Source organism: Streptomyces sp. NPDC026377 (assembly GCF_055567715.1).
In genome coordinates this window covers 1-20711 of sequence record NZ_JBVHPV010000013.1, presented here as the reverse complement: position 1 = coordinate 20711, position 20711 = coordinate 1, and the positions used below count along the sequence as shown (strand labels likewise).

At 70.8% G+C, this 20711-nt stretch carries 14 protein-coding genes, 1 tRNA gene and 1 rRNA gene; 3 read left to right on the top strand and 13 right to left on the bottom strand.

All coding sequences use genetic code 11. From position 1 onward, the window contains the following. The first annotated feature begins 27 nt into the window (after positions 1 to 27). Positions 28 to 822 (top strand): Fpg/Nei family DNA glycosylase, encoded by a 795-nt coding sequence (locus ACZ4MU_RS24775; RefSeq protein WP_467880484.1) that lies wholly within the window; start codon positions 28 to 30, stop codon positions 820 to 822. Positions 823 to 926: 104 nt separating this feature from the next. Beyond that, entirely contained in the window at positions 927 to 1691 is a 765-nt protein-coding gene (locus tag ACZ4MU_RS24770; RefSeq protein WP_467880481.1) for an SDR family NAD(P)-dependent oxidoreductase, read from the top strand. On the opposite strand, the gene ACZ4MU_RS24765 is transcribed toward ACZ4MU_RS24770, so the two are convergent. The 10 genes from ACZ4MU_RS24765 to ACZ4MU_RS24720 all read right to left on the bottom strand — a co-directional run bounded on the left by ACZ4MU_RS24765 (position 1639) and on the right by ACZ4MU_RS24720 (position 16545). Beyond that, complete coding sequence (locus tag ACZ4MU_RS24765) at positions 1639 to 1854, bottom strand: hypothetical protein (protein ID WP_467880951.1); 216 nt, start codon at positions 1852 to 1854, stop codon at positions 1639 to 1641. The genes ACZ4MU_RS24770 and ACZ4MU_RS24765 overlap by 53 nt on opposite strands. 199 nt (positions 1855 to 2053) lie before the next feature. Continuing rightward, complete coding sequence (locus ACZ4MU_RS24760; protein ID WP_467880478.1) at positions 2054 to 2524, bottom strand: Dps family protein; 471 nt, start codon at positions 2522 to 2524, stop codon at positions 2054 to 2056. Between the two features lie 249 nt (positions 2525 to 2773). Continuing rightward, positions 2774 to 3157 carry a helix-turn-helix domain-containing protein gene (locus ACZ4MU_RS24755; RefSeq protein WP_067165033.1) on the bottom strand — a complete coding sequence of 128 codons (384 nt, stop codon included), beginning with the start codon at positions 3155 to 3157 and terminating at the stop codon, positions 2774 to 2776. A 109-nt stretch (positions 3158 to 3266) separates the two neighbouring features. Beyond that, complete coding sequence (locus ACZ4MU_RS24750) at positions 3267 to 3776, bottom strand: CinA family protein (protein WP_467880475.1); 510 nt, start codon at positions 3774 to 3776, stop codon at positions 3267 to 3269. Beyond that, complete coding sequence (pgsA, locus tag ACZ4MU_RS24745) at positions 3773 to 4462, bottom strand: CDP-diacylglycerol--glycerol-3-phosphate 3-phosphatidyltransferase (RefSeq protein ID WP_467880473.1); 690 nt, start codon at positions 4460 to 4462, stop codon at positions 3773 to 3775. Before pgsA ends, ACZ4MU_RS24750 begins: the two co-directional genes overlap by 4 nt. Then, the gene (gene rimO, locus ACZ4MU_RS24740; RefSeq protein ID WP_467880470.1) at positions 4459 to 5934 is read right to left on the bottom strand and encodes a 30S ribosomal protein S12 methylthiotransferase RimO; all 1476 of its coding nucleotides are present in this window, start codon (positions 5932 to 5934) and stop codon (positions 4459 to 4461) included. Before rimO ends, pgsA begins: the two co-directional genes overlap by 4 nt. 94 nt (positions 5935 to 6028) lie before the next feature. Then, positions 6029 to 6889 (bottom strand): helix-turn-helix domain-containing protein, encoded by an 861-nt coding sequence (locus tag ACZ4MU_RS24735; RefSeq protein WP_467880467.1) that lies wholly within the window; start codon positions 6887 to 6889, stop codon positions 6029 to 6031. Between the two features lie 256 nt (positions 6890 to 7145). Continuing rightward, positions 7146 to 9947, bottom strand: a complete 2802-nt coding sequence (locus ACZ4MU_RS24730; protein ID WP_467880464.1) for a DNA translocase FtsK — start codon at positions 9945 to 9947, stop codon at positions 7146 to 7148. Between the two features lie 183 nt (positions 9948 to 10130). Then, a complete protein-coding gene (locus ACZ4MU_RS24725; protein ID WP_467880461.1) occupies positions 10131 to 10811 on the bottom strand; it encodes a response regulator in 681 nt (226 codons plus the stop codon). A 274-nt stretch (positions 10812 to 11085) separates the two neighbouring features. Beyond that, the gene (locus ACZ4MU_RS24720; RefSeq protein WP_467880458.1) at positions 11086 to 16545 is read right to left on the bottom strand and encodes a HAMP domain-containing protein; all 5460 of its coding nucleotides are present in this window, start codon (positions 16543 to 16545) and stop codon (positions 11086 to 11088) included. Between the two features lie 300 nt (positions 16546 to 16845). Here ACZ4MU_RS24720 and ACZ4MU_RS24715 point away from each other — a divergent pair, with 300 nt between their 5' ends. Then, positions 16846 to 19548 carry a SpoIIE family protein phosphatase gene (locus tag ACZ4MU_RS24715; protein ID WP_467880456.1) on the top strand — a complete coding sequence of 901 codons (2703 nt, stop codon included), beginning with the start codon at positions 16846 to 16848 and terminating at the stop codon, positions 19546 to 19548. 112 nt (positions 19549 to 19660) lie between these two features. On the opposite strand, the gene ACZ4MU_RS24710 is transcribed toward ACZ4MU_RS24715, so the two are convergent. The 3 genes from ACZ4MU_RS24710 to rrf form a co-directional block, all read right to left on the bottom strand. Continuing rightward, positions 19661 to 19733, bottom strand: a tRNA-Thr gene (locus ACZ4MU_RS24710). A 112-nt stretch (positions 19734 to 19845) separates the two neighbouring features. Then, positions 19846 to 20523, bottom strand: coding sequence for a DegT/DnrJ/EryC1/StrS family aminotransferase (locus ACZ4MU_RS24705; RefSeq protein WP_467880453.1), 678 nt, complete (start codon positions 20521 to 20523; stop codon positions 19846 to 19848). Positions 20524 to 20620: 97 nt separating this feature from the next. After that, positions 20621 to 20711: ribosomal RNA gene (rrf, locus tag ACZ4MU_RS24700) — 5S ribosomal RNA — on the bottom strand; the annotation flags it as partial.

The window sequence follows — 20711 nt, the reverse complement described above, 5'->3', positions numbered from 1 at the left end:
CCCGCCCCTGCCCTGCACAATGGCTTCATGCCCGAAGGAGACACCGTCTGGCAGGCCGCCCGTCGGCTCGACGCCGCGCTCGGCGGATGCGAGCTGATCCGGTCCGATCTGCGCGTGCCCCGGCTCGCGACCGTGGACCTGACGGGGCGCACCGTCCTGGACGTCACCCCGCGCGGCAAGCACCTGCTCACCCGTATCGAGGGCGGCCTCACCCTCCACTCCCATCTGCGCATGGAGGGCACCTGGCGCATCTTCGCGCCCGGGGAACGCTGGCGGGGCGGCCGGAGCGACCAGATCCGGGCGATCCTGGGCACCCAGGAGCGTACGGCGGTCGGATACCGGCTGGCCGTCCTGCAACTGCTCCGCACCCGCGACGAGCACCGCGTCGTGGGCCACCTCGGCCCCGATCTGCTCGGCCCGGACTGGGACCCGGAGCTCGCCCTGAGCAACCTGCTCCGGGACCCCGCCAGGCCCCTCGGCGAGGCACTGCTCGACCAGCGCAACCTCGCGGGCATCGGCAACATCTACAAGTCCGAGATCTGCTTCGCGGTCCGGGCGGTGCCCTGGCTGCCCGTGGGCGACGTCGCCGACCCCGTCCGCATCGTCGTCGCCGCCAAGAAGATCATGGAAGCGAACCGGGAGCGTACGTCCCGGCAGGTGTACGTGTACGGACGCGGCGGGCGCCCCTGCCCCCGCTGCGGCACCGCCCTGCGCGCCACCACCCTGCGCGACCCGGCCGGCAGCGAGCGCCCCACCTACTGGTGCCCCCGGTGCCAGCCCAGCCCGCCGGTGTCCGCCCGGGCCGAACGCACCGGCGGCTGACGCGGAAGCCCGGCACGGCGGCGGTGCGGGACCGCGGCCGGGGGCGGGGGCCTCCCCGCACACAGCAGTTGACGCCCCGTCAGCTCCCGCCGTACCGTCCCCGCATGCCCCTCTCGGCGTACGACCTCACCGACCGGACCGCCTTCGTGACCGGCGCCGGCGGCGGTATCGGGCGGGCCAGCGCCGTCCTGCTCGCGGAGGCGGGCGCTGTCGTGCACTGCGCCGACCTCGACGAGCAGGGCCTCCAGGGCACCCGCGAGCTGATCGCCAAGGCGGGCGGCACCGCGCACACCCATGCGCTCGATGTGACCGACCGCACCCGGCTGCGCGCGGCCGTCCGGGGCGCGGGCCGCATCGATGTCCTGGCCGCCGTCGCCGGGATCATGCACACCAGCACGGTCCTCGACACCGACGACGCCGACCTCGACCGCGTTCTCGCGGTCAACTTCAAGGGTGTGCTGCACTCCTGCCAGGAGGCCGCCCGCGTGATGATCGAGAACGACACGCCCGGCAGCATCATCACCATGGCGTCCGGAGCCGACGACTCCGCCGGCGCCGGGCTGTTCTGCTACAGCGCCTCGAAGGCGGCCGTCGTCCAGCTGACCAAGACCCTCGCCACCGAGCTCGGCCCGCACGCCATCCGCGTCAACGCCATAGCGCCGGGCTGGGTCCGTACACCGATGACCGAGCGCCACTCCACCGAGCACCAGCGGCGGATCGAGTCGACGATGGTCCGGCTCTCCCCGCTCGGGCGGGTCGGCGAGCCCGAGGACATCGCGCACACCGTGCTTCACCTCGCCTCGGACGCGTCCTCGTTCACGACGGGTCAGATTCTGCGTCCGAACGGCGGCGTCGCGATGCCCTGGTGACCGCGGGGCCCGTGACATGGACCGGCAGGAGGCTCAGGCCCCAGCCGCCCGCCGCCACGGTGCCTTCCAGCACCCCGGCCTCGTCGGGCGCCGCCAGCAGGCGCACCACCGCCCACCACCACAGCGCCCCCACCACGAGCGCCGGCACCCATCGCACCGCCACTGCCATGGCCGCCTCCTCGGGCCGACGCTAGACCGCTCCCCCGTTCACCGGGAGGGCGCACCGGGTACCACCCCGGCGCGCATGCCGCCCCACACGCCCCGCGAGCCGGCCCGGGCTCTCGGGCCCGTCAGCCGTGGCCCATCAGCCGTGGCCCATCAGCCGCCGACCAGTCGGCCGGCGGCCCGTCACCACTCGCCCGTCAGCCGCTCTCCGCCTGGAACATCCACGCGTGCTTCTCCAGGTCCGCCGTCAGCCCGATGAGCACGTCCTGGCTGACCGGGTCCGGGTCGCCGGTGACGTCGATCCGCTCACGCATCTTCGCCACGACCGCGCCCAGCGCGTCGACCAGGGTCCGTACCGCGTCCCCGTCCTTGATCCAGCCGGTGGGCACCTTGCCGATCGCGCTCGTCGAGGACACGGTCGCCGCCCGGCCGTCCGGAGTGACCCCGAGCGCCGCGGCCCGCTCGGCCACGGTGTCGGAGTGGAGCCTGGCGGTGTCGACCACGTCGTCGAGCTGGAGGTGCACGGAACGGAAGCGCGGCCCGACGACGTTCCAGTGGACCTGCTTGGCGACCAGCGCCAGGTCCACGAGGTCGACGAGCGCGCCCTGCAGAGCGTCACCCACCACCTTCAGGTCGGTCTCGGACAGCGAGCTCTTCACGACAGACATGCGTGCACTCCGTTCCGTATGCGGTGGCTTGCCTCTGCACGGGCTCACGTCCGCATCGGCTCCCCGCGCTTCCCACCCACCTTTACACACAACCCTCAAAGGGGGCATTCCGGGAATTCGGTACAGGAGTGGGGCCCGGCAGGGCCCAGCGGGAGGGAAGCCCCGCACAAGAAGCGCCGGAAGCGCGAAAAGAAGCCCCGGCCGGTCAACAGACCGGCCGGGGCCACTCGCAGAAAGAGCCCGACAGCGTCAGGCCGCGACGACGTCCACCGCTTCCGCGGGCGCCTTGATCGTCACACGCTCGGTCGGGACGCCGGTCACCGACGTCACGGAGATCGAATTGAGCATCGGACGTACCGGTGCAGGCACCGGGTCGCTCGCCGCCGCCGAGGCAGCGAGCTCGGCAAGTGCCAGCTCGTCGCTCACTTCTCGCATGAGCTCGGACATCCGTACGTCAAGCGCGTCGCAGATGGCGGAGAGCAGCTCGGAGGAAGCCTCCTTCTGCCCCCGCTCCACCTCGGAGAGATAGCCGAGTGAGACTCGGGCGGACGAGGAGACTTCGCGCAGAGTACGGCCCTGGCGCTGGCGCTGCCGACGCAGCACGTCACCCAGCAGGCGACGGAGCAGAATCATCGGTGGCTCCCTCCTCGGACCGCGTAGCCGCATCCTTCACGCCCCACCGTACCGCCTCGCGCTGCGGCCGTGCGGGGAGCGATGTCGTGTTCACTCAGGGCTGCAAACATCAATTCCCCCCGTTCTGTTCCGTATCCTGTGCCCGCGCATCTTCGCGGAGTTCACCGGCGAGCAGGTCGAGCACGCTCCGTACACTCTCCCTACGGATTTCCTCCCTGCCGCCGTTCAACCGCAGAGCGACACTTTTCCCGGTCCCGTCCGGCCCCTCGACCGCCACGTGGACCGTCCCCACGGGCTTGCCGTCCTGGGGCTCGGGGCCCGCGACGCCGGTGGTCGACACACCCCAGTCGGCGCCCATCAGCCGCCGCACACCCGCCGCCATCTGCCGCGCGACCTCGCCGTCCACGGCTCCGCGCTCCGCCAGTAGGGCCGCGTCGACGCCCAGGACCTTCTGCTTGGCCTCCGTGGCGTAGGCCGTCACCGAGCCGAGGAAACCCGCCGAGGCGCCCGGGGCCTCGGTCAGCTCCGCGGCCACCAGGCCGCCGGTCAGCGACTCCGCGGCCGCGACCGTCTGCTCACGTTCCGTGAGCAGTTGCATGATCCGCGCAGCTTCTTTCACCGGCCCGGTCCCTCCACGGCGGCCTCGGCGGCGCGCGCCGCGCGCTGTGCGGCGAGCCCCTTGCGCCTCAGTACGACCGCCTGTCGCACGTAGTCCAGTCCCGTGACGACCGTCAGCACCACGGCGATCGCCATCACCCAGAAGCGCAGGGTCGCCAGTGGACCCGTCAGCGCCAGTACATACATACCCGTCGCCGTGCCCTGGGCGAGGGTCTTCAGTTTCCCACCGCGGCTGGCGGGAATCACGCCGTGCCTGATGACCCAGAAACGCATGAGCGTGATCCCGAGTTCCCGGAACAGGATCACCCCGGTCACCCACCACGGCAGATCGCCCAGCGAGGAGAGGCAGACCAGCGCGGCGCCCATGATCGCCTTGTCCGCGATCGGGTCCGCGATCTTCCCGAAGTCGGTGACCAGGTTGTACGTCCGGGCCAGATGGCCGTCGAAGATGTCCGTGATCATGGCGACGGCGAACGCCGCCCACGCCCAGGCCCGCCAGGCCGGGTCGTACCCGCCGTCCTGCAGCATCAGCACCACGAAGCCCGGCACGAGTACCAGCCGGGCCATGGTGAGGAGGTTCGCGACGTTCCAGAGGCTCGCCTGGTTGACGGCCGCCGCGCCCAGCTTGCCGCCGGGCGCCGGCGCCCGGCCGGTACCGCCCGCTGCGGATGCCGGGACTCCGGTCATCTGGCCGCCTCCTCAGGGATGTCGAGACTGGTCACCACCAGGTCGACGCCCTCGGCGGCGACGACCTTCGCCTCGACGATACGGCCCGGCGTCAGTCCGGCGCCCTGCGTGAACCGCACTTGACCGTCGGTCTCCGGCGCCTGGTGCTCGGCGCGGCCGATCACCCCGTCCTCGCCGTCGACCGACTCGACCAGCACCCGGACGGTGTCGCCGACGCGCTCCTCGGCGCGCTGGGCGGTGAGCTCCTCGGCGAGCCGCGACAGGTGGTCGAGCCGCTCCGCGATCACCTCGGCGTCCAGCTTGTTCTCGTAGGTGACGGCCTCGGTGCCCTCCTCGTCGGAGTAGCCGAAGACGCCGATGGCGTCGAGGCGGGCAGCGGTGAGGAAGCGTTCCAGCTCCTGGAAGTCGGCCTCGGTCTCACCGGGGAAACCGACGATGAAGTTGGAGCGGACACCCGCCAGCGGGGCCTTGGCGCGGATCGTCTCCAGCAGCTCCAGGAAGCGTTCGGTGTCACCGAAGCGCCGCATGGCCCGCAGCACCCCGGGGGCGGAGTGCTGGAAGGAGAGGTCGAAGTACGGGACGACCTTGTCGGTCGAGGTCAGCACGTCAATCAGGCCGGGGCGCATCTCGGCGGGCTGGAGGTAGCTGACGCGCACCCGCTCAATGCCCTCGACGGCCGCGAGCTCGGGCAGCAGCGTCTCCAGGAGGCGGATGTCACCGAGGTCCTTGCCGTACGAGGTGTTGTTCTCGGAGACCAGCATGACCTCCTTGACGCCCTGCTCGGCCAGCCAGCGCGTCTCGCCCAGTACGTCCGAGGGGCGGCGCGAGATGAAGGAGCCGCGGAAGGACGGGATGGCGCAGAACGAGCAGCGGCGGTCGCAGCCGGAGGCCAGCTTCACCGAGGCGACGGGGCTGGTGTCGAGGCGGCGGCGCAGCGGGGCGCGCGGACCGGACGCGGGGGCGACGCCCTCGGGCAGGTCCTCGGGGGCGCTCTCCTGGGCCTCCTGGGCGTGGCCGGGCAGCGCCACGGCGGCGCCCTGGCGCTCGACGGGGCTCAGGGGCAGCAGCTTGCGCCGGTCGCGCGGGGTGTGCGCCTCCACGCTCCCGCCGCTGAGGATGGTCTGGAGGCGGCCGGAGATGTCGGCGTAGTCGTCGAAGCCGAGCACGCCGTCGGCCTCGGGAAGCGCGTCGGCGAGTTCCTTGCCGTACCGCTCGGCCATACAGCCGACCGCGACCACGGCCTGGGTCCTGCCGTGATCCTTGAGATCGTTGGCTTCGAGGAGGGCGTCGACGGAGTCCTTCTTGGCGGCTTCGACGAACCCACAGGTGTTGACGACGGCGACATCCGCGTCCGCGGCGTCCTCGACGAGCTCCCAGCCGTCCGCTGCCAAGCGGCCTGCAAGCTCCTCCGAGTCCACCTCGTTACGGGCGCAGCCGAGAGTGACAAGGGCGACGGTACGGCGTTCGGGCATGGACTCAAGACTACTTTGTCCCGGCCCGGGTCCCCGCCGCGAGGGCTGATCAAGGAACCCGCGGCCGTACGGCGCCGGGGCGCGGCGCCCCCGGTCAGCCGACGACCGGGTCGCCCTTGGTGTAGGTCAGCCGCTCGACCTGGCCGTCACCGAACTGGTCCTCGACCTTCTTGCCGTTGACGTAGAGCTCGATCGCCCCGGCGTTGCCGAGGATCAAGTCGATCTTCTCGCCGTCCACGAAGGTCTTCGACTCGCCCTTCTCCAGGAGGCCGTCGTAGAGCACCTGACCGTTGTGCGCCTTGGCGGAGATCCAGCTCTTGTCGGAGATGGCGCTCAGCTTGACGGTGACCTTGTCCTGCGGGGCCGCCGCGATGGCGCTGTCGGAGGGGACCGGGGGCTTGGACACCGGCGGGCTGGGGACGGGCTTGGGGCTCGGGCTGCGCTGCTGCGTCTGGGTGGGCCCTTCGGCCACCTGGGTGCCCCTGCTCTTGGCGTCGCCGTCGCCGCTGAACATCGTGAAGCCGACGAAGCCGACGACCACCACGATCGCGGCGACCATGGCGGCGGTCCAGTTCGGCCGGCGCCGCTCGGGCCGGATCCGCTCGGCCTCGAACATGGGTGCGGCGGGCGTGGGCTCGGGACGGCCGCCGTGGTCGGCGTCGTACTGCGCGACCAGGGGCTCGGGGTCCAGGTGGACGGCCCGCGCCACGGTGCGGATGTGTCCGCGCGCGTACACATCGCCGCCGCAGCGGGAGAAGTCGTCGTCCTCCAGGCCGTGGACGATCGGGATGCGCACTCTTGTGATCGAACTGACCTCGTCCACGGTCAGTCCCGCCGCGATACGGGCCTGCTTGAGCGCGTGCCCGATCGTCGGCCGGTCGTCGTCAGCAAAGGAGGGCCGGTCGTCGTCGCCGAGGGAAGGCCGGTCGTCTTCGGGGAAGTTGCCGATGGACACGGGGGCGCCTTTCGAGCGTGAGCCACCTGCTGGAGGTTCAGTCTAGGGGGGGTACGAAAGGGTGGGGCAACCGGGAGGGTGGAGTTTGTACGCCATAGGAATGGCCTCCTCCCTTCCTCCTAACGGGTCAGGAGGGGGGCATGTTCCTGGTCTTCCCTCAACTGGACGTACGACCGGGGAAAACGGTTGCCCCACGCTCCCCTGCGCGTGCTCCATTCGGCCGCGTGACCGACCCCTTCGGGCCCGCCCGGGGCCATCAGGGAGCCTCCCCCCGGATGACCGCCAGCACACCGTCGAGTTCGTCCGGTTTGACCAGGACGTCGCGCGCCTTGGAGCCCTCGCTGGGGCCCACGATCCCGCGCGACTCCATCAGGTCCATCAGCCGGCCGGCCTTGGCGAAGCCGACCCGCAGCTTGCGCTGGAGCATCGAGGTCGAACCGAACTGAGTGGAGACCACCAGCTCCGCGGCCTGGCAGAGCAGATCGAGGTCGTCGCCGATCTCCTCGTCGATCTCCTTCTTCTGCTTCTGGCCGACCGTCACGTCCTCGCGGAAGACCGGGGCCATCTGGTCCTTGCAGTGCTGGACGATCGCCCCGATCTCCTCCTCGGTGACGAACGCGCCCTGGAGCCGGGTCGGCTTGTTCGCGCCCATCGGCAGGAACAGTCCGTCACCCTTTCCGATGAGCTTTTCGGCGCCGGGCTGGTCGAGGATGACCCGGCTGTCGGCGAGCGAGGAGGTCGCGAAGGCGAGCCGGGACGGCACGTTCGCCTTGATCAGGCCGGTGACGACGTCGACCGAGGGCCGCTGGGTGGCCAGGACCAGATGGATGCCGGCGGCGCGGGCCAACTGGGTGATGCGCACGATCGCGTCCTCGACGTCACGCGGCGCCACCATCATCAGGTCCGCGAGCTCGTCGACGATCACCAGCAGATACGGGTACGGGGTCAGCTCCCGCTCACTGCCCTCGGGCAGCTTGACCTTGCCGTTGCGGATCGCCTCGTTGAAGTCGTCGATATGGCGGAAACCGAACGCCGCCAGGTCGTCGTAGCGCAGATCCATCTCGCGCACGACCCACTGGAGCGCCTCGGCCGCCCGCTTGGGGTTGGTGATGATCGGTGTGATCAGATGCGGAATGCCCTCGTAGGCGGTGAGTTCGACCCGCTTGGGGTCGACGAGCACCATCCGTACGTCCTCGGGCGTGGCGCGCACCATGACCGACGTGATCAGGCAGTTGATGCAGGACGACTTGCCGGAGCCGGTCGCGCCGGCCACCAGGACGTGCGGCATCTTCGCCAGGTTGGCCATCACATAGCCGCCCTCGACGTCCTTGCCGAGCGCGACGAGCATCGGATGGTCGTCCTCGGCCGCGTCCGCGAGGCGCAGCACATCACCGAGGTTGACCATCTCGCGGTCGGTATTCGGGATCTCGATGCCGACCGCCGACTTGCCGGGGATCGGCGAGATGATCCGTACGTCCGGGCTGGCCACCGCGTACGCGATGTTCTTGGCCAGCGCGGTGATCTTCTCGACCTTGACGGCCGGACCCAGCTCGATCTCGTAGCGGGTGACGGTGGGGCCCCGGGTGAAGCCGGTGACGGCCGCGTCGACCTTGAACTCCGTGAAGACGTTGGACAGCGCGTCCACTATGGCGTCGTTGGCGGCGCTGCGCGTCTTGCCGGGCCCGCCGCGCTCCAGCAGGTCCAGGGAGGGCAGCGCGTAGGTGATGTCACCCGCGAGCTGGAGCTGCTCGGCGCGCGTGGGCATCTGCGAGTGCTCCGGCGGCGCCTTCGTCAGATCCGGTACGACGGCGGGGGCGCCCGGGGTCGCCCTGGGCGCCGCGCCGGTCGCCTCGGGCTTGGCGGCGGCCCGTGATCCGGCCGTGCCCGCCGCCCCGCCTCGGGCGGTGGGTACGGGCGTGGTGCTCTCCCGCTCCCGCTCGGCTGTGACGCCCTGGGTGAGGTCCGCGACGACCGGGGAGGGCGGCAGGCCGTTCAGTACGGCGCCGTCGAGGGCCGCGGCCGCGGCGGCGGCCACGTCGACCGGGTCCATCGCGGTGTCGAACGCCGGTTGCATGGAGGCGCGCCGGGGTTTGCGGCGCTGCGCGAGCGCCGCCTGCTCGGCCTCGCCCGGGGCGTACTCGTCGCCCGGCGTGATCCGGCGCCCGGGCGTGCGCCGGGCGCGTGGTGCGGGCTCCGGTTCGTCGGCGGCACGCCAGTCGTCCTCGTACAGCTCGTCCTCGACCAGCTCCCCCGGCAGCGGCTCCAGGACGCCGAGCCGGACGCACAGGGCCCGCAGGCGCTGCGGGATCGCGTTGACGGGCGTCGCGGTGACCACGAGCAGCCCGAAGACGGTCAGCAGCACCAGCATCGGCACCGCGAGCACGTCTCCCATGAGGAATTCCAGCGGCTTGGACGCGCCCCAGCCGATGAGCCCGCCCGCGTCCTGCATCGCGCTGGTGCCGTCGTCGCGGCCCGGTGAACCGCAGGCGATGTGGACCTGGCCGAGCACACCGAGCACCAGCGCGGAGAGGCCGATCACGATCCGGCCGTTGGCCTCGGGCCTCTCCGGGTAGAGGATCAGCCGGACGGCGATCGCGCCGAGCAGCAGCGGTACCAGCAGGTCGAGCCTGCCGAACGCGCCGGTCACCAGCATCTCGACGAGTTCACCGACCGGGCCGCGCAGCTGGGACCAGGTGCCGGCGGCGACTATCAGCGCGACCCCGAGCAGCAGCAGGGCGACGCCGTCCTTGCGGTGGGCCGGGTCGAGGCCCTTGGCACCGCGCCCCACGCTGCGGAACATCGCCCCGACGCCGTGGGCGGCGCCCAGCCAGAGGGCGCGCGCGATCCGGTACACGCCCCCGGTGGGTGAAGGGGCCCGCCTGGGCGCGGGCTTGGGGGGCATCGCCTTCTTGGCGGGCGCCCTTTTGGCGGGTGCCTTCTTCGCGGGCGCGACGGTCTTCTTCGCGGGCGCCTTCTTGGCGGGCGCCGCGGTACGGCCGGTGCGCTTCGCGGTGCCCGCCGTGCCCTGGGAACCCTTGCCGGACGTACGTGAGGCCATGGTGCTGAGGTTACCGGTGCGGACGGCCGTCGACACGGCGGCCGGTGCTTCACCCGTTCGTGTCGTACCGAAAGACGACACGCACGTACGCGCACCACGCGTGCGTGGAAGGGACCGGCGTGCGCACTACGGGGACTGACGCCTCATCAGCGACGGGTGGCGGGCCGCTCGCTTCCGTACCGCTCAGTTCTGCGAGGGGACGGCCGCCGTGCCGCTGCCCGTGCCCGGCTCCAGGGCGTCGAGTGCCCGGCGCAGGCCGGTCAGTTTGCGCTCCAGATGGGCGGCGGTGGCCACCGCCGCCGCGTCCGCCGACTCGTCGTCGAGCTGTTTGGAGAGCGCCTCGGCCTGCTCCTCGACCGCCGCCAGCCGCGCGGACAGCTCGGCGAGCAGTCCCGCGGGCTCCTTGGGGTCGCCGGCCGCCTGGCCGCCGCCCTCCAGCTGGAGCCGCAGCAGCGCGGCCTGCTCGCGCAGCTGACAGTTCTTCATGTAGAGCTCGACGAACACCGACACCTTGGCGCGCAGCACCCAGGGGTCGAAGGGCTTGGAGATGTAGTCGACGGCTCCCGCCGCATAGCCCCGGAAGGTGTGGTGGGGCCCGTGGTTGATCGCGGTGAGGAAGATGATCGGGATGTCCCGGGTCCGCTCCCGCCGCTTGATGTGCGCGGCGGTCTCGAAACCGTCCATGCCCGGCATCTGGACGTCCAGCAGGATCACTGCGAAATCGTCCGTCAGCAGCGCTTTGAGCGCTTCCTCCCCTGACGATGCCCGCACCAGCGTCTGATCGAGCGCAGAGAGAATGGCCTCCAGCGCCAGCAGATTCTCCGGCCGGTCATCGACCAGGAGGATCTTGGCCTTCTGCACCATGGCCCGTCCTCCTCGCCCCGGCTTGGGGCCTCCCCTGTCCGAAGGACTTGGGGAAGCACCTGGCGCCGCCCCAGGGGACGACTCCCTTGCGCCGCCCGTCCTTGTGCCGGTCATGGTAGCCGCACCCCGCCTGTCGCCACACCCTGTCACCGCGATGTCACTGTGCACGTAGCAGAAACGTAGTGAGAGACCAGAAGGTTCCCCGAATACCGCCCTCTCACACGCCTTCGGCCACCGTCAGTCAGCAACGCGCGGCGGACCGCCCGGCCATCGGTCACTTCTCCCGCATCCACTGCTCCATCACCGAGAGCAGATGGTCGGGGTCGACCGGCTTGGTCACATAGTCGGACGCGCCGGACTCGATGGCCTTCTCCCGGTCGCCCTTCATCGCCTTCGCGGTGAGCGCGATGATCGGCAGCCCCGCGAACTGTGGCATCCGGCGAATCGCCGACGTCGTGGCATACCCGTCCATTTCCGGCATCATGATGTCCATCAGCACGACGGCCGTGTCCTCGTGCTGTTCCAGGACCTCGATCCCCTCACGGCCGTTCTCCGCGTACAGCACCGAAAGCCCGTGCTGCTCCAGCACGCTGGTGAGCGCGAAGACGTTCCGTACGTCGTCGTCGACGATCAGCACCTTCTCGCCGCCGAAGTGGAAGGTGCGCGCGGGCGCGTGCTCCGGCCCCTGGGCCGCCCAAGTGTCCGGCTGCGCCTCTCCCTGCTGCCCGGGAAGCACCGTCGCGGGCTCCGCGGCGAGCGCCTTGCGGCGGCGCCGGAACAGCCCGGCCGTCCCCGTCTGGGCCTCGCTCGGGGCGAGCGTCGCCGTCTCGTGCGGGACCGGGTCCTGCCGTCCCGCGTCCGCCTGCCCGCCCTCGCTGCCCGTCTCACCGCCGGGCGGCAGCTGCGGGTAGCCCTGCGGCGGCAACTCGCTGGGGTGCAGTGGCAGATACAGCGTGAAGGTGGAGCCGCGGCCGGGCTCGCTCGCCGCGTGGATCTCCCCGCCGAGCAGCCGGGCGATCTCGCGGCTGATCGACAGCCCGAGGCCGGTGCCGCCGTACTTGCGGCTCGTCGTGCCGTCGGCCTGCTTGAACGCCTCGAAGATCACACGCATCTTGCTGGCCGCGATACCGATACCGGTGTCGGTCACCGAGAACGCGATCAGATCGGCGTCCGCGTCGCGCAGCGAGCCCGCCTCCAGGAGCTGTTCGCGGATCGCGTGCGGCACATCGGCGTGCGCGGGCCTGATCACCAGCTCGACGGCGCCGCTGTCGGTGAACTTCACCGCGTTCGACAGCAGGTTGCGCAGCACCTGCAGCAGTCGCTGCTCGTCGGTGTGCAGCGTGGCGGGGAGCTCCGGCGAGACCCGTACGGAGAAGTCGAGCCCCTTCTCCGCGGTGAGCGGCCGGAAGGTCGCCTCCACGTAGTCGACGAGCTGCACCAGGGCGATCCGGGTCGGGCTGACGTCCATCTTGCCCGCCTCGACCTTGGACAGGTCCAGGATGTCGTTGATCAGCTGGAGCAGGTCCGAACCCGCACCGTGGATCGTTTCCGCGAACTCGACCTGCTTCGGCGAGAGGTTGCCCTCGGCGTTGTCGGCGAGCAGCTTGGCCAGGATCAGCAGGGAGTTGAGGGGCGTACGCAGCTCGTGCGACATGTTCGCCAGGAACTCGGACTTGTAGCGCATCGAGACGGCGAGCTGTTCGGCGCGCTCCTCCAGGACCTGCCGGGCCTCCTCGATCTCGGTGTTCTTCACCTCGATGTCGCGGTTCTGCTGGGCGAGCAGCTCGGCCTTCTCCTCCAGCTCCGCGTTGGAGGCCTGGAGCGCCTTCTGCCGGTTCTCCAGCTCCGCCGAACGCTCGCGCAGCTGCTCGGTCAGCTCCTGCGACTGCTTGAGCAGCACCTCGGTCTTGGAGTTGACGCTGATCGTGTTGACGCTGGTCGCGATCATCTCCGCGATCTGGTTGAGGAAGTCCTTCTGGATCTGGGTGAACGGCTGGAAGGAGGCCAGCTCGATCACCCCGAGGACCTTGCCCTCGAAGAGGACCGGCAGCACGATCACATGCGCGGGCGGCGCCTCCCCGAGCCCGGAGGAAATCTTGAGATAGCCCGGCGGCACGTTCTCCACCAGGATCGTGCGCTTCTCCTCCGCCGCCGTCCCGATCAGCGTCTCACCGGGCCGGAACGAGGTCGGCATCGAGCCCGCCGAGTACCCGTAACTCCCGCGCATCTTCAGCTCGTACGGGCTGTCCTCGTCCCCGCCGACCTCGTTGGAGCCGCCGGTCGGCAGCGCCAGGAAGAACGCGCCGTGCTGCGCCGAGACCACCGGCGTCAGCTCGGTCATGATCAGGGAGGCGACGTCGTCGAGGTCGCGACGGCCCTGCATCAGGCCGGAGATACGGGCGAGGTTGCCCTTGAGCCAGTCCTGCTCCTTGTTGGCGACCGTGGTGTCGCGCAGGTTGGCGATCATCGTGTTGATGTTGTCCTGGAGGGCCTGGATCTCGCCCGCCGCGTCCACGTCGATCTTGAGGTTGAGATCGCCGCGGGTCACCGCGGTGGCGACGGCCGCGATGGCGCGCACCTGCCGGGTCAGGTTCCCGGCCATCTCGTTCACGGACTCGGTCAGGTCGCGCCAGGTGCCGTCCACGTCGCGTACGCGCGCGTGGCCGCCGAGCTGGCCCTCGGTGCCGACCTCGCGCGCGACCCGGGTGACCTCCACGGCGAACGAGGAGAGCTGGTCGACCATCGTGTTGATGGTGTTCTTCAACTCCTGGATCTCACCGCGCGCGTCGATGTCGATCTTCTTGGTGAGGTCGCCCTTGGCGATGGCGGTGGTGACCGTGGCGATCTGGCGCACCTGGCCCGTGAGGTTGTCGGCCATGGAGTTCACCGACTCGGTGAGGTCCTTCCACGTACCGGAGACACCGGGGACACGGGCCTGGCCGCCCAGGATGCCGTCGGTGCCCACCTCGCGCGCGACCCGGGTGACCTGGTCGGCGAAGGACGACAGGGTCGTCACCATGGTGTTGACCGTGTCGGCGAGCTCCGCGACCTCGCCGCGCGCCTCGACCGTCACCTTCTTGGTGAGGTCGCCGTTGGCGACGGCGGTGGAGACCCGGGCGATGTTGCGCACCTGGTAGGTCAGGTTCGCGGCCATCAGGTTGACGTTGTCGCTGAGGTCCTTCCAGATGCCGGTGACCCCGCGCACCCGGGCCTGGCCGCCGAGGATGCCCTCGGTGCCGACCTCGCGCGCGACCCGGGTGACCTCGTCCGCGAAGTTCGAGAGCTGGTCGACCATCGTGTTGACGGTGGTCACCAGCTCCAGGATCTCGCCCTTGGCGTCGACGGTGATCTTCTTGGAGAGGTCGCCCTTGGCGACCGCCGTCGTGACCTCGGCGATGTTGCGCACCTGGAAGGTGAGGTTGTTCGCCATGAAGTTGACGGACTGCGTCAGGTCCTTCCAGGTGCCCGAGACGCCCTGCACCTCCGCCTGGCCGCCCAGGATGCCCTCGGTGCCCACCTCGCGGGCGACCCGGGTCACCTGCTCCGCGAAGTTCGAGAGCTGGTCGACCATCGTGTTCAGGACGTTCTTGAGCTCCAGGATCTCGCCGCGCGCGTCCACGTCGATCTTCTGCGACAGGTCGCCGCGCGCCACCGCCGTGGCGACCTGGGCGATGTTGCGGACCTGGGCGGTGAGGTTGCCGGCCATGCCGTTCACCGAGTCCGTCAGGTCGCGCCACACCCCGGCCACGCCCGGCACCTGCGCCTGGCCGCCCAGACGCCCGTCGGTGCCCACCTCGCGCGCGACCCGGGTCACCTGCTCGGCGAAGCCGGACAGCTGGTCGACCATGTTGTTGATGGTGTTCTTGAGCTCAAGGATCTCGCCGCGCGCGTCCACGTCGATCTTCTGCGACAGGTCGCCGCGCGCCACCGCCGTGGTCACCTGGGCGATCTGGCGCACCTGGGAGGTGAGGTTGCCCGCCATGAAGTTGACGGAGTCGGTGAGCTCCTTCCAGGTGCCCGAGACGCCGTCCACCCGGGCCTGACCGCCGAGGCGCCCCTCGGTACCCACGTCCTGGGCCATCCGCGTCAGCTGGGCCGCGAACGACGCCAGCTGGTCGACCATCGTGTTGACGGTGTTCTTCAGCTCCAGCATCTCGCCGGAGACATCCACCGTGACCTTCTGCGACAGATCGCCGTTGGCGACGGCCGTGGTCACCTGCGCGATGTTGCGCACCTGACCGGTGAGGTTGCGGAACGCGTTGTTGACGGAGTCGGTCAGGTCCTTCCAGGTGCCCGCGGCGCCCGGCACCTCCGCCTGCCCGCCGAGACGCCCCTCGACGCCGACCTCCCGGGCCACCCGGGTCACCTCGGAACCGAACGACTGCAGCTGGTCGACCATCGTGTTGACGGTGTTCTTCAGCTCCAGCATCTCGCCCGCGACGTCGACCGTGACCTTCTGGGTCATGTCGCCGTTGGCGACCGCCGTGGTCACCTGCGCGATGTCCCGCACCTGCGTCGTCAGGTTGCGGAAGACCGTGTTCACCGAGTCGGTCAGGTCCTTCCAGGTACCCGCCGCGCCCGGCACCTGCGCCTGCCCGCCGAGCAGGCCCTCGGCGCCGACCTCGTTGGCGACCCGGGTCACCTCGTCGGCGAACGTCCGCAGCGTCTCGGTCATCTGGTTGATCGTCTCGGCGAGCTGGGCGACCTCCCCGCGCGCGTTGACGGTCACCTTCTGCGACAGGTCGCCGTTGGCGACCGCCGTCGTCACCTGCGCGATCCCGCGCACCTGTGCGGTGAGGTTGCCCGCCATCAGGTTGACGGAGTCCGTGAGGTCCTTCCACACACCCGCGACGCCGGGCACCTGCGCCTGCCCGCCGAGCTCGCCCTCGGTGCCCACCTCGCGCGCGACCCGCGTCACCTCGGACGAGAACGAGGAGAGCTGGTCGACCATCGTGTTCACGGTGTTCTTCAGCTGGAGCATCTCACCGGCGACATGCACGGTCACCTTGCGCGACAGATCACCCTTGGCGACCGCCGTCGTCACGAGAGCGATATCACGTACCTGGGCGGTCAGCCGGTACGCCATCGTGTTCACGGAATCCGTGAGGTCCTTCCACGAACCGGACATTCCACGCACCTGGGCCTGGCCGCCGAGCTTGCCCTCGGTGCCGACCTCCAGTGCGACCCTGGTCACCTCGTCGGTGAACGCCGACAGCTGGTCGACCAGGTTGTTGACGGTCCTCCCCACCTTGAGGAACTCGCCGCGCAACGGCCGCTCGGCGTTGTCCGCCCCGTGCGAGCGCAGGTCCATGCGCTGCTCCAGATCGCCCTCCGCGACCGCCGACAGCACCCTGCCGACCTCGGAGACCGGCCTGGCCAGATCGTCCACCAGCGCGTTGGAGGCGTCGATGGCGGCCGCCCAGGAGCCCTCACAGGCCCCGGTCTCCAGCCGCTCGGTCAGCTTCCCCTCCCGGCCCACCATCCGCCGCACCCGGGCGATCTCACCGGTCAGATGCAGATTGCGGTCGGCGACCTCGTTGAAGACCGCGGCGATCTCGGCCATCATCCCGTCCCCGGAGACGGTCAGCCGCTTGCGGAAATTGCCGTCCCGCATCGACGCCAGTGCGGCGAGCAGCCGCTGCAGCGCAGCGGTGTCCACCTCGGTCGTCCCCTTGCCGCGGGTCCGTCCTTTCGCGCGCGTGCTCTTGCCACGCGCCGCCACGCCAGACTCCACCGTGTCCCTCCCGCAGGGGTCGACCGCCCTCGTCGGGCTTTGCTCGAAGCCTTCCCAGTGTTTCACCATGGCCGGACCCGGCCATAACAGTTCGGCAGCTTCGCATACCGTCCCCGCCCACGGAGGGCGGAAACACTGGTGACCGGCATCCGCCAGGACAGTGAAGGTAAGTAACCTGGCTTCCGGCTGTCCAACCGCCCCGGTCCGTCCGAAGGCGGCGGCGCCCTGTGCTCCTGTGAGCCCGGGGAGCCGCAGGGGCCACCAGGACGACCACGGGACACCGGAGGGGGCGGGCCACACATGGGAGTGTTGATTCCCGGGGGGCACCTTCCCGGGCCCCGGCAGGGGAAACCGGGCGTCGAGACGCGTACGAGGAGTTCTGTGATCACCGCGCGGGCGGAAGCCAGCTTCGAACCCGTCGGGCGGTCCGTCGCGACCGCCCGCGCCTTCGTCCGCGACACCCTCCAGGGCTGGGGGTACGCGGACGTCGTCGACGACGCCGTCGTCCTCACCAGCGAGCTGGTCACCAACGCGGTCGTCCACGCGGGCACCGCCGCCGACGTGCTGTGCCTGCGCTCCGAGGACGGCGTCCGCGTCGAGGTCGCCGACCACTACCCCGAACGTGAGGTTCCGCTCCACGCCTCGCCTGCCGAGGTCGCGGGCCCCGACCGCGAGAACGGCCGCGGCCTGCTGCTGTGCGCCGCCATCGCCTCCCGCTGGGGCGTCGAGTACACCCCCACCCGCAAGCACGTCTGGTTCCAACTCGACCTGCCCGCCCGCCGGGTGGGCACCCGCTCGGCCGGCCCCGCTCTCCCTCTGGACCTGCTGCCCGTCACCGACGGCCGGGTCCGCGTCGCGGTCATCCAGATCGACAGCACCGGCGCCGTCCGCGCCTGGAACGAGGACGCCGAGGAGCTGTTCGGCTACCCGGCCGAGAAGGTCACCGGCAAACCCCTCACCGACTTCGCGGCCTGGCCGCACACCCCCGGCACCTCCACCGGGATCGTCGAGGCCCTCCAGCTGTCGCGCTGGGAGGGCAGTTACGGCATCCGCGGCGCCGACGGCCGCGTCCTGCCCGTCTACGCCTCCCATCTGCGCGTACGGGACACCCACGGCGAGCCCTCCACCGTCTGCCTGCTGGTCCGCGACGACGAGCGCGCCGTCCTGCAGACGCCCGTGCGCGCCCCCGCCGGCGACCCCGCGGCCATGGGCGAGAGCCGCAACGTCGACCCGTTCGAGGTCTTCATCGGCTCCCCCGCCCCCGACGACCTGGACGGACTGCTCCAGCGCACCGTGGAGCGCGCCCGCGACATGCTCGACGGCGACGCCGCCTTCCTGCTCCTGGCCACCGACGACGAGACCGAGCTGGAGGTCCGCGCCACCACCGGTCTGCCCTCCGCCCGCCAGCGCTTCGCGCGCGTGCCGGTCGAAGCGGGCACCGGCCGCTACGGCTCGGCCAGGATGCCCGCCGTCCACGAGGACCTCGCGGCCCTCCCCGGAGCCGTCCCCATCCTCGGCGGCTCCGGCATGCGCTCGGTCGTCACCGTCCCGCTCAAGGTCGAGGGCCGCCTCACCGGCTCCCTCGGCGTCGCGGCCGAGTCCGCCGGGCGCTACTCCAACGAAGAAGCGCTCCGCCTCCAGTTCGCCGCCGACCGCATCGCGCTCGCCGTCGAGTCGGCGCGCCTCGGTGAGCTCGAACGCCTCCGCCGGGGATCGCTGAGCTTCCTCGTGGAGGCCTCGGACCTGCTCGCGGGAACCCTGGACCGGGACCAGACGTTGGCCCTGATGGCACAGATGACCGTCCCCACCCTCGCCACCTGGTGCGCCGTCTACACGATCGCGGACCAGGCCTCCGACCCCTACCTGTCCTACGTCCTGCACGAGGACGAGGAGCGCATCGACGGCCTCAAGGCGCTCCTGTCCAAGATCGACCCGCCGGAGCCGGTCCCCACCCCGGGCGCCCGCGTCTGGAGCGCCCCCGGCGAAGCAGCCCATCAGGCCGCGCTGCGCACGTCCATGCGCGACCTCGGCCACAGCAGCAGCCCGCACCTGGGCAGCGGCCTCGGCACCACGCTGTCCACGGCCGCCGCCGTCGGCGGCGAGACGGTCGTGCTGCCCCTGGTCGCCCGCAACCGCGTCATCGGCATGCTCACCCTCGGCAAGCCCTCCGACGACCACTTCCGCCAGGAGATCCTCGAACTCGCCGAGGACCTCTCCCGCCGGGCCGCGCTCGCCCTCGACAACGCCCGCCTCTACTCGGAGCGCACGGCCATCAGCCGCTCCCTCCAGCGCAGTCTCCTGCCCCCGGGCCTCCCCCAGATCCCCGGTGTCGAGGTCGAGGTCATCTACCGCGCGGCCGGCGAGGGCAACGAGGTCGGCGGCGACTTCTACGACCTCTTCCCCATCCGCGACGGCGCCTACGGCTTCGCCATCGGCGACGTCTGCGGCACCGGCCCCGAGGCGGCGGCCGTCACGGGCCTGGCCCGCCACGCGCTGCGCCTGCTCGCCCGTGAGGGCTTCGGCGGCCCCGCCGTCCTGGAGCGCCTCAACGCGGCGATCCTCGACGAGGGCGCCCGCAGCCGCTTCCTGACGCTCCTTTACGGCGAGCTGTGGCCCCAGGAGGACGGCAGCGCCGTCCTGAAGGTCGTCTGCGCGGGCCACCCGCTCCCGCTGCGCCTGCGCCAGGACGGCACGGTCGAGCCCGCCGCCGAACCCCAGCCGCTGCTCGGCGTCATGGAGGACCTGGAGCTCTACGAGGAGACGATCACCCTGGACCCGGGCGATGTCCTTCTCTGCGTAACGGATGGCATCACCGAGCGCCGGGAGGGTACCCGCATGTTGGGAGACGACGGTCTGACCGAAGTCCTCGCCACGTGTACGGGCCTGACCGCCGGCGCCGTTGCGGCCCGCGTCCTGCGCGCGGTAGAACGCTTCGCCGCCGAGCCCGCGTCCGATGACATGGCGATTCTGTCGATGCGTATCCCGGAACAGCCCCGGCATTAGCGGAGCCGGGGCACCGGGGCCCGACAGGACCAAGGGCCACCGCCCACCGGTGGTCGCAGGAACGCGAAAGGCCCCGCCCAAATGGGCGGGGCCTTTCATCGTCCTACTGCTGAGCCCCCATGCGGAATCGAACCGCAGACCTTCTCCTTACCATGGAGACGCTCTACCGACTGAGCTATAGGGGCCGGTTGTTGTTTCGGGGTTTCCCCCTCACCAACGAGATAAAGCATACCCTGAATCAGACGGTGTTCCGAACCACGCCCGCCCGTTCCTCCGACGCCCCGCCAGGCACCCCCGTCAGGCAGGCTGAAGCAACCCCCCGAGCGCGTTGCAGACCGACACCAACTTCCGTACGCCCGCGTCGGAAAGCCCGTCGAGGCGGGGCAGCGCGAGCGTCTCGTCCACGGCCCGCTCGGTCTCCGGCAGCACACACCCGACCCGCCTGAACTCCCGCGTCCGGTGTACGGGCGTGAGCACGGGCACCTCGCACGCGACCCCGCGCCGCCGCAGCAACCGCGCGAACGCGTCCCGGTCGGGCCGCCCGTTCCCCGGCACCCGTACGACATAGCGCTGGTACGCGTGCCCGGGGGCCGGCACGGGCGTCCGTACGCCCACGAGCCGCCGGTCCAAGTACCCGGCCCGCTCCCGGCGTTGTACGACGTCACCGCCCAGGCCGCCGTCCTCGTCCGTCTCCACCAGCAACAGCCCGAGCCGGTCAGCGAGTTGCTTCAACTGGCCGGCGTCGCCCGGGTGCCCGAAGCGGTGTACGAGGACGAGCCCGGCCGTCCGCGAGGACACGACGGCCTCGATGCCGCCGACCTTCAGGCAGTACGTCTGAGGGTCTATGTCCGCGAAGACCGGCAGGGCGCCGACCGCCACGACGGCCCGGGCCACGGCGCCGTCGTCATAGGCCGGCACGATCACTTCGTCCCCCGACGTGAAGCGCGCGGACTCCAGCTTTCCGATGATCCCCATAGCTGGGCATGGTGCTCGCAGCACATGAACAACAGGTGATCGGGCATAAAAAAACGCGGGTCCCCGAGCCGAAGCTCGGGAACCCGCGTGAAAAATTGTTCGGCGGCGTCCTACTCTCCCACAGGGTCCCCCCTGCAGTACCATCGGCGCTGAAAGGCTTAGCTTCCGGGTTCGGAATGTAACCGGGC

What these genes read in the sequence shown, in the direction of transcription:
- ACZ4MU_RS24775 (WP_467880484.1), top strand. Translation starts at nt 28, where the DNA reads ATGCCCGAAGGAGACACCGTCTGGCAGGCCGCCCGTCGGCTCGACGCC.
- ACZ4MU_RS24770 (WP_467880481.1), top strand. Translation starts at nt 927, where the DNA reads ATGCCCCTCTCGGCGTACGACCTCACCGACCGGACCGCCTTCGTGACC.
- ACZ4MU_RS24760 (WP_467880478.1), bottom strand. Translation starts at nt 2,524, where the DNA reads ATGTCTGTCGTGAAGAGCTCGCTGTCCGAGACCGACCTGAAGGTGGTG.
- ACZ4MU_RS24755 (WP_067165033.1), bottom strand. Translation starts at nt 3,157, where the DNA reads ATGATTCTGCTCCGTCGCCTGCTGGGTGACGTGCTGCGTCGGCAGCGC.
- pgsA (WP_467880473.1), bottom strand. Translation starts at nt 4,462, where the DNA reads ATGACCGGAGTCCCGGCATCCGCAGCGGGCGGTACCGGCCGGGCGCCG.
- rimO (WP_467880470.1), bottom strand. Translation starts at nt 5,934, where the DNA reads ATGCCCGAACGCCGTACCGTCGCCCTTGTCACTCTCGGCTGCGCCCGT.
- ACZ4MU_RS24730 (WP_467880464.1), bottom strand. Translation starts at nt 9,947, where the DNA reads ATGGCCTCACGTACGTCCGGCAAGGGTTCCCAGGGCACGGCGGGCACC.
- ACZ4MU_RS24725 (WP_467880461.1), bottom strand. Translation starts at nt 10,811, where the DNA reads ATGGTGCAGAAGGCCAAGATCCTCCTGGTCGATGACCGGCCGGAGAAT.
- ACZ4MU_RS24715 (WP_467880456.1), top strand. Translation starts at nt 16,846, where the DNA reads ATGGGAGTGTTGATTCCCGGGGGGCACCTTCCCGGGCCCCGGCAGGGG.
- ACZ4MU_RS24705 (WP_467880453.1), bottom strand. Translation starts at nt 20,523, where the DNA reads ATGGGGATCATCGGAAAGCTGGAGTCCGCGCGCTTCACGTCGGGGGAC.